Here is a 10,379-nt window from a genome sequence, read left to right as displayed (position 1 = left end):
AGAAAAAATGGACGATTCTAAGTTTCGACATAACGAAGGTTTATCAAATGAAGTAGGCTATTATGTTTTTGATTATCCAGCAGATCAGGAACTTTATATGCGGAAGCAGATTGATAAAATTCAAGAAAGCCCCCGTGCAGCAAGAGTTAATATAAAAGTATTTGATATTTATGACATTATGATGCATTTGCTCAAGGATCAAGAAAAATATACTGGATCTGATCCTATTCCGATTTTAGAGGATATTGAGAAAAATCAAGGATTCGATGTTTTAATCGAACAGATAAACAACATTCTTGAAATGAGTGAAAATAATAATTTGATTGTTGGATATATTAAAGAAAGAATTCCAGAAAGGGATGGACAATGTATTGTATTTCTGACTGGACTAGGCAAAGTCTATCCAATTATTCGCGCTCATAAAATTTTAAACACTATGCATCAAGTATTAGATAATAATCCAGTTGTTATGTTCTATCCTGGAAACTACGATGAAATGAGCTTGCGTGCATTTGGTGAAATTAAAGATCAGAATTACTATAGAGCATTCAGAATAGATTAAAGGCATATTATGATACAAATAAAAGATATTTTTGCAAAAGATATAAATAGAGATATTCGTGGCGTCATTAAAATTGGTCAAGATAGTGATGATATTAAACAACAAGAACTCGAAGAATATGTTGTAACTGATGAATTAAAACGTAACTTTACTCGTTTTTTTGATGCTTATGATAAGAGTATTAATAATCCTACCGATGAAATGGGAGCATGGATTAGCGGTTTCTTTGGATCAGGTAAATCTCACTTCTTAAAAATCCTTTCCTATTTATTAGAGAATGATACGGTAAAAGGACGTCAAGCAATTGATTACTTCTTACAAGATGGTAAATTCGATGATGATCATTTAGCTGATGCCATTAATAAAGCTACTAGTGTACCGACCGAAGTTGCTTTATTCAATATTGATTCAAAGGCTGATTCGAACGCTGCAAATAATGATAATTCAATTCTAGATGTCTTTCTTAAAGTCTTTAACGAGCAATTAGGATATTCACCAATTGCAGTAGTAGCAGATATGGAACGCTGGCTTGATAGCATTGGTAAATATGAGGCCTTTAAGCAAGCTTTTGCAGATTTAGCTACAACGGATCATTCTAGCTGGGTTGAACTTAGAAAAAATTATGCATTAATGTCAACTAAGATTAAGACTGCTTTAGTAAATTGTGGTGCATTGGATGAAACAGATGCAAATAATTATGTTCAAACTCTGTTAACTAAAAAATTTAGCATTGATGCAACAGCTTTTGCTAAGTTGGTTAAAAATTATCTTGATAAAAAAGGTAATGATGCTCATTTTGTATTCCTAGCTGATGAAGTTGGTCAGTTTATTGGTGACAATAATAGTAGAATGCTTAACTTACAGACAATCGTTGAGCAACTGGGTGTCCAATGTCAAGGTCGTGCGTGGGTAGTAGTTACTTCTCAGCAACAAATGGATGAAGTCGCCAGCAACTTTTCTAAATATGAACGAGATTTCTCTAAAATTCAAGGTCGTTTTAATACTTTGATCAATATGAGTTCTGCCAACGCAGATGAAGTTATTCGTAAAAGATTACTGACTAAAAAGCCACTAGTAAGTGATCAATTGGCAGATATATACTCTAAAGAGCAATATAGCATTAATAATAAGATTAATTTCAGTGATGCAATCAAGCGTCAAAAATTTGATAATGCTCAAGAATTTGTCGAAAACTATCCATTTATTCCTTATCAATTTAGTTTATTAAAAGAGGTCTTAACTGCAGTTCGTCAACATGGTGCAAATGGTAGTCACATGTCTGATGGTGAACGTTCAATGCTGGGAACTTTCCAGGAAGCTACCAAGAGATATGAGAATGATGAATTAGGTAGGTTAGTACCATTTTCTGCATTCTTTATCGGGATGAAAGAGTTCTTAAGTCATGATCACCAAGTGGTATTTGATCGAGCTCAAACCGATAGGTATGTTAACAAAAATAATGAAGACTATTGTTTTAATATTCAAGTATTAGCCGTTCTCTTCATGGTACGTTATGTTGATAATTATCCTTCAACTTTAGAAAATATAGTTACTTTACTGCTAGATAGTGTTGATCAGGATAGACAAGCTTTAACTGCAGAAGTTAAGGATGCTTTAAATGTCTTAATGAGACAGAATTATATTCAAAAGAAGCTAGATACTTACCAATTCTTGACTGATTCAGAACGAGAAGTTAATGAAGCAATTAATGCAATTGAGGTTGATGATCGTAAGGTAGCTCAAAAGATTGGTTCATATTTATTAACATCTAATTTGATTGACGCAAAATATACTTACCCTCATATGAAGAATCAATATATCTTTGAGTTCAATGAATATATTGATGAAATGGGGTTAAACCGTTTAAGCAATAATCTCAATATTCAGATTATCTCTACATTGATTGCTGATGATTATAGAGAAATTGACTTCCAACAAAAGGCTAGTGATGGTAAGAACATCATTATCGTTCTTAAAGACGATGATCGTTATATTGAAAACTATCGTCATATTGAAAAGATTAATGCTTACTTGCAAAAACCGGAAAGTCGATCAGATGATAAAAAGCAAGAAATTGCCTTTAATAGAAAGGCTGAATCTAAGCAGGTAGAAGAAGCCACTCAGAAGATGATCAAGGATGATCTGATTGATGCTGATATTTATGTCTTGGATGATGTTTTACCTAAGGGTAGTAATTTTGAAAGTCGATTAGAGCAAGCCAAGAAGGAAATAATTGATAGTAATTATCGTAATTTACATTATTTGACTGCGGTTAAGACGGATCAAGATATCCTTGATACCCTAAAGGGTAAAAATAAAAATGACTTGTTCAGTGATGATGAACAGGCAATTAAAGAAATCATCAATTATATCAGCGTCCAAGCTAGCAACATGAATAATGTTTCATTGGCTAATGTGATTAAACGTTTTGGTGAAATCCCTTATGGTTATAAACCAACTGATATTGCTTGGATGGTAGCTAAAGCATTTGTTAACGGTAAAGTTAAGTTCTATTTTAACAATGAACAGATTTCATTGACTAGTGCTCAAGAGGATCCCAAAGGAACGCAACGTTACTTAATCGGCAAGAATAATATCGCTAAGTTGACAATTAAGCCAGTTAAAGAAATATCGATGCGTCAAAAGAGGGATGCAAAAGACTTTGTCAATGATATCCTTGATATGCGTTTAACAGTAGATGAAAATACTACTTCTGAGCAAATGGCAGACGATATTAAAAACAAAACAAAACGTTTTGTCGATTGTTTAAATGCATTAATGCGTAAAAAGTATAATTTTGATACGCCTTATCCTGGTCATAAATTATTAGCTGAAGGTGTTCATGACCTAAATGCTATTGTTAACGTTAAAGATAGTGACCGTGTCTTCCAGATTATTTCAGATCATTTAGATGATTATGAAGATTGGCATGAAGAACTCGAAGATAAAGCTATTCTTGAGTTTTACGGGGATGTAGAGCAAACAAGTAGCCAACAAGCAATTTGGAATAAAGCACATCGCTATCTTGATCGCTACAATTACGCTAAGAGTATGATTGAAGACCAAGACTTAATCGGAATAGCTCAAAAGATTAAAGGTTGCCTAGAAAATGATAACTTCAACAATACAATTCCTAAGCTTAAAGAGTTAAACACTCAGTTTGCGGATAAATACAATGATATTATTCAAGAGGCTTACGATAAGATTGAGGCACAAATTCAAATAAGTCTTGATGTAATAAAGAAGAGAATTGCGGAATCAGATTTTCCGGAAGATAAAGACCGCGAATTAAATGATATGGCGGAAAATGTCTTCAATACTTTATTGCAAAAAGCTAAGGAATACAGCAATAGCGCTAGTGAAGATGCTTATGTATCATTGGTTGGACTAAAAAACAATATTGATGGTCAAACTAATGAGCAGAAGGAAAATATTGCTCGAGTTAGTTCAGAATTAGCTGAACAGGCTAGAAAAGAGCAAGAACTTCGAGAAAAGAAAACTGCAGCAGAAGAAAATGACAAGAAAGAACCTGTTTCTGTAGCTCCCGTATCTAATAAAACTAAACCTATTATTAGAGTTAAGAGTAATAAATCTAAAGATATTACCGAACTAGTTCATGAAGATTCATGGAAGATCACGAATGAAGAAGATCTTGATAAATATTTAGCTGAATTAAGAAAGAATATTAAACAAGAACTTCAACATACAGATATCTTAAATGTAGACTTCAAATAAAAGTAAAGGCACTCAGAGCGTATTACTCATGAGTGTCTTTAGTTTGCTATAATTTAGATAATTATATAAATTAAGGAATCAACTAAATGGATAAGAATAAGATTAAAAAATATGCGATTAATGCAAGAACAGAATTAATTAATGCTATTAAAGTTAAACTATCAACTTTAGGCATTGATGAAAATGAGATTCAAGACAAATTGTCGATTTCAACCCCAGACAAGGAATACTATGTTGATGATAATGAAGCTAATGCATTAACCGGTGCACAAATTGGCTGGCGCAAAGATATTGTAGCAGAATTAAATCGCCACGGATATCAAGAAGACTCTAAGACTGCATATAAGGATTTTGTAGAAGAAGTAGCTTACACTTGGTTCAACCGAATAATTGCTATTCGTTTTATGGAAGTTAATAATTACTTGCCAAGTAGAGTGCGGGTTCTTTCTAGTGAAGAAGGTAGAAATGAACCTGACATTATCAATGAAGCAATGGAAATTGGTGATGATCTTGGTGGCTATAGTATTGAAGAAAAAGAACTAATCACTACTGCATTAACAGAAAAGACTCCTGAATTAATGGATAGTTTGTATACCATGCTATTTATTAAGCAAAGTGATGCATTAAGTGAGATTCTTCCTGGATTGTTTGAAGAGACATCTAATTATTTGAAGTTGTTGTTCACTCCACATTATGATCGTGGCGTCATTAAAGAATTGGTTAATGAAATTCCAGAAGAATATTTTGATGTCAAAAGGGAAGGACAAGTCCAGATTATTGGTTGGCTTTACCAGTATTACAATAATGCACCTCATGAAGAAGTAGTGAATATGAACGGTAAGGCTATTCAAAAAGACGAGATTCCTGCGGCTACACAGTTATTTACTCCAGATTGGATTGTCAGATATATGATAGATAATTCATTGGGAAAATACTATCTTGAAAGACACCCTGATAGCACAGTTAAACATGAATTAAAGTATTTATTACCAGATGAAATAAAAGCTATTAATGAAAATCAAGATATTATTGACTATAAATTACTGGATAATGCAATGGGATCAGGTCATATCTTGGTATATGCATTTGATCTTTTCATGAAGATGTATATTGAGCAAGGATATTCAATGAGGGATGCTGCTCAAAAAATTATTGAGAATAATCTTTTTGGATTAGAAATCGATAAACGTGCATTTCAGTTAGCTTACTTTTCTATCATGATGAAGGGGAGAGAGTATGATCGACGCTTTTTAAGAAGGAATCCAACTACAAATCTTTATTATTTTGAAGATCTTCATGTATCTGATGAATTTTATAATTTTATTTCAGATAAAGTGGTTAGAGCCAACTTAAAGAAAGTAGTTAAGGATTTTTCTGACGCAACAGAATTAGGATCAATTATCAAAATTGACGAAAGCATTGATTTGGATTCTATTGAAGAAGTAGTTGCTGGATTAGATTTTGAAAGTGGTCTTGATGTTTTTGGTTATAAGAAAATACAACAGCAGATTCTTAAGACCTTAAAGATAATTAAAGTGATGGCTACTAAATATGAAACTGTTGTTACTAATCCACCTTATATGAATAAGTTCGATAAAACCTTGAAGAAGTATTTGAGAGATAGTTATAAGAATTACTCTAAGGATCTGTTCTCTGTTTTTATTTACCATAATGTACATCAATTAGTTAAAGGCGGCTATGCAGGCTATATGACACCTTTGGTTTGGATGTTTATTAAGACATATGAACCATTAAGACATGATATTATCAATAATTTTAAGATCGATAGTTTAATTCAGATGGAATATTCAGCTTTTGAAGAAGCTACAGTTCCTATTGATACATTTGTGTTGAAAAATTCAGATGATGATAAAGTTGGTACTTATTTACGATTAAGTAACTTTAAGGGTGGAATGATTGTTCAAGAGCAAAAAGTTTTGGAAGCTATTGGTGATCCAAAAGTTAAGTACTTGTATTATACTGATCAATCAAATTTTGATAAGATACCTGGCAGTCCTATAGCTTATTGGATAAGTCAAAAATCTTTTAAGCTTTTCAGCAAAGAGAAATTAGGAGACATATCTCAAACAAGATTAGGGATGGCAACTTCCGATAATAAGAAATTTGTAAGATTTTGGTATGAAATAGACTTAAATAACATTGGTTTTAATTATAAGAACCGACAAGTAGCTGAAGAATCAGCTAAGAAATGGTTCCCGTATGATAAAGGCGGCGAATTCAGAAAATGGTTTGGCAATAATTATTTAGTTGTAAATTGGGAAAAAGATGGAATCGAAATACGAAATTTTAAAAATAAGAATGGAAAGGTAAGGTCACATAATTATAATTTAGATTATATATTTAAAAGTGGACTTACATGGAGCGCTTTGACATCGGGAAATCTTTCAATAAGATATACTATGGTAGGACATTTATTTGATAATGCAGGGTCTAAATTATTCACTAACGATTCTAATATTTTTAGAATTTTAGGGTATTTGGGAAGTGTAGTTTCTAATTATTATGTAAGTATCCTTAATCCTACTATGAATATACAACCGGGCACAATTTCTGAACTTCCTTATATAAATAATGATGATATAGCAATAGATAAATTAGTAAATTTAAATATAAGATTAAGTAAATTGGATTGGGATGCCTTTGAAACTTCATGGGATTTTAAAAAGAGTCCATTTCTAACACAAAATGCTGCATCCCTCCACCAAGCCTACAATAGCTGGTCCAATGAAGCACTCACACGTTTCAACCAATTAAAATCCAACGAAGAAGTATCCGTTCGTAAAGCAGATCAAGTTCGCGACATCAAAGCATTTTTGTCTTACTTTATCGGCTGTGTCTTTGGTCGTTATTCATTAGATCAAGATGGTTTAGTCTATGCTGGTGGCGACTGGGATGATTCAAAATATACGACATTCAAGCCTAACAAAGAAAACATTATTCTGTTAACTGATCGTCAGTATTTCGATGATGATCGTGATATTATTGTCCGTTTGAAAGAATTCCTAACTAAAACCTTTGACCCTGAAACATTGACAGAAAACATGGACTTCATTGCTCAAACATTAGAACCTAAAAAGTTTGAACGAGGTACAAGTGCAGAAGATATTATTAGAACCTATTTCTTAAATGATTTCTATAAGGATCATGCTAAGATCTATCAGAAGCGTCCAATTTACTGGGAATTTAATTCAGGCAGAAATAAAGGCTTCAAGGCATTGATGTATCTACATCGTTACAACACTGAACAGCTTCCAATGGTGCGTCATTATCTGCATGAGCTTCAGCCTGCAATGAATGATCTAATTGAAGTTGATCAGAACTTGCTCGATCAAGAAACAACAGCTAGTGCTAAGAGTAAATATCGTAAGACAATTGCTACTCTTAATAAGCAGATGAACGAGATCATGAAATATGATCAAATTTTAGATCACTTGTCACAAAATCCGGTTGACCTTGATCTGGATGATGGTGTGCTTGTCAACCATGATAAATTGCAACAAGGCGAGAAGCTGTTATCGAAGTTATAAGGAGATTTAAAATGAAAGTCTTATCTGTGAAGCAGATAGGGCTTTTTGTTATAATTTAAACAAAACATATATTCTGAGGTGATCATATTTGACTGAATTAAATCGTATAGAACAAGCAATAAAAGAAATTGATCCAGCTACTTTTCAAAAACTTTGTGATGAATATGAAAGAATCGAATGTAAAACGAAAGGTATTGTTGCTAGCATAGTACCTCTAGGTTCAGAAGATGGAAAAAATAAAACTACTAAAGGTACTCCTGATTCATATATAATTACCTCAGACGATAAGTATATACTAATGGAGTATACATCTCAGAAAAAGAAAATATTTCAAAAGGTTAAAGATGATTTATCCAAAATTGATAATAGTAGTATCGATAAAGATAAAATTAAGAAGATAAAATATTTTTCGGCAACTTCAGATATTGAACCGAAGGATATACAGGCAATACAAAACCTTCTGAAAAAGAAAAATATAGATTTTGAATTTGTTTCAAATTATGATTTGGCAACAGATATTAGAGATAAGTATAGAAGCCTTGCAGAAGAATATTTAGGTTTCGTATTAAAGCCACGACAATTAATGACTGCTAAAGAGTTTGAAAAAGACTTTAATGATCAATATACTGGGGCATCAACATATAATTATTTTGCATATAGGGAAGGTGAGCTTGAACAGTTAAATGATAAGCTACAAAACAAAAATGTGGTTATATTAACTGGATCAAGTGGTGTTGGAAAAACTAGACTAGCATACGAGTACACTAAAAAATATGGTGATCAAGTTTTCTTTGTGAACAATGTCTTCGATACAAGAGCATTAATTTCCGAAATTCAAAGCTATATTGATGATTCTTCTTTGAAAGTCATAGTATTTGACGATGCAAATCGAATTAATGATTTAGAAAAAGTCTTTCAAGCTTTTCAAAGAAAAATAAAAAAATCAGATATAAAAATCATACTGACAGTACGAAATTATGCAAAGAATGATGTTTATGAAGAACTGGGGCATTGGGTTAATGCTGATATATTGGAATTAACACAGCTTTCGGCAATACAAGTTCGAGAATGTATTGAAAAAATATATAATATTAAAGATGATATAGTCTTGGATAGAATTGGGGCGATATCACATGGCAATTTAAGATTCGCATTACTCTCAGCAAAAGTCTTTAATAAAAGACATCGACTTTCAGATATTAGTGACTTTAGTCAAGTATTTAAGCAATTATTAGGTGATGTTTTAGTTAGAAAACATTTAGATTTACATAGTCTTATTTCATTGGGCATAATTGCTTTTTTAAAGAATGTTGATATTAAAAGAATTAGCTATTATAAACCGGTATTAGAAAAATACAAAATTTCAGAAGAAAAATTCAAAGAAAATATTGACATACTCACCCAAATGGAATTAATAAATGTTGTAAATCATAGATATGTATTTTTTGAGGATCAAATTATTTGTAGCTATGTATTAAAAACAGTGTTTCTTGATCGACAATTAATTTCTCTAAATTTTATGATTAATAATTATTTTGGATATGCTTCTAACATTGTTCGTGATAATGTACAAACTTTGCGTGGCTTTTTTCAGAATGAAGAAAATAATAGCTATGTTACACAACAAGTAAAGAAGTCATTTCAATTCTTCCATGATCAAGATGAAATTCTATATTTGCAATTTGTTTCTATGTTTTGTAGCTATGATATTAATTCATCTGTTAGCTTAGTATTGGCTAAAATAAAAAAAGTTAAGCCAGTAAAAGTTGATATGGACAATAAAATTGAAAATGACACCTTTCTATATGATTATTTACTAAAAATAATAGGAGGTATATCATATGACGAGCCCGAGTTAGCAGCAGAACTTTTTTATAAATACCTTGTTAAAGTGCCACAAAAAGTATCTCAGTTTAAATTGGCAGTAGATGAATTCTGGTCAATACAATTTAATACTTTTAGGTTTTATAAATTTACACAACAAATTGCACTTATTAATGAACTAATAAAAAATTTTCCTGAAAAATCAGCACAAAGAATTTTTCTGGCTATTAGTCCCGATTTTCTTAAATTGAGTTTTCACACTGCAAGTGAGATTCCAAATGAAAAATCTTTTCTGGTAATGCAGAATTTTCCTGCTTTTAAAACTCCAGAATATGTTAAATTTAGAGAAAATATTTGGCAAGGTTTAATAAGTTTAGCTAATCAGAAAACAAATCATAAGACAATTAAACATTTGATTGCTGATTACAGTAGAAATTTAAGATTAACTATTATTAATAACTCAAATTCAGTGCATTCCGTACATGATGTAATAGAAAATGACAAGAGATATCTGGTAAAGATTATCCCAATAGTATTTCATTCATCAAGCTTGACTGATTGTGAAGCAGTTGCAAATATAGTAGAGTCTCTTAATAAGTTAAATATAGGAATGCAAAATTTAAAAGAATTTAGTGAAAATTCCATTTTTAAAATCTATCAAAAACTAAGTATTCAGATTCGTTCAAAAGATTTTGATGAAAGCAAATTCA

4 protein-coding genes are annotated in these 10,379 nt (G+C 31.5%); all 4 read left to right on the top strand.

All coding sequences use genetic code 11. The features are described from left to right. Positions 1-562, top strand: a 562-nt coding sequence (locus HMPREF0518_RS04110) for a DUF1788 domain-containing protein (RefSeq protein WP_035518228.1), incomplete at its 5' end; no start/stop codon positions are given. 9 nt (positions 563-571) lie between these two features. Next, positions 572-4,297: a BREX system P-loop protein BrxC gene (brxC, locus tag HMPREF0518_RS04105; RefSeq protein WP_003626417.1), complete on the top strand. Its 3,726-nt coding sequence runs from the start codon at positions 572-574 to the stop codon at positions 4,295-4,297. 86 nt (positions 4,298-4,383) lie between these two features. Further along, positions 4,384-7,845, top strand: coding sequence for a BREX-1 system adenine-specific DNA-methyltransferase PglX (pglX, locus tag HMPREF0518_RS04100; RefSeq protein ID WP_003626416.1), 3,462 nt, complete (start codon positions 4,384-4,386; stop codon positions 7,843-7,845). An 88-nt stretch (positions 7,846-7,933) separates the two neighbouring features. After that, the coding region (locus tag HMPREF0518_RS10275; RefSeq protein WP_003626415.1) for an nSTAND3 domain-containing NTPase at positions 7,934-10,379 on the top strand (2,446 nt) is incomplete at its 3' end.

Origin of the sequence: Lactobacillus helveticus DSM 20075 = CGMCC 1.1877, assembly GCF_000160855.1 — a bacterium.
In the GTDB taxonomy this organism is placed as follows: Bacteria; Bacillota; Bacilli; order Lactobacillales; family Lactobacillaceae; genus Lactobacillus; species Lactobacillus helveticus.
Note: the sequence above shows the minus strand (reverse complement) of the source record. Positions and strands in the feature narration are given on the sequence as shown.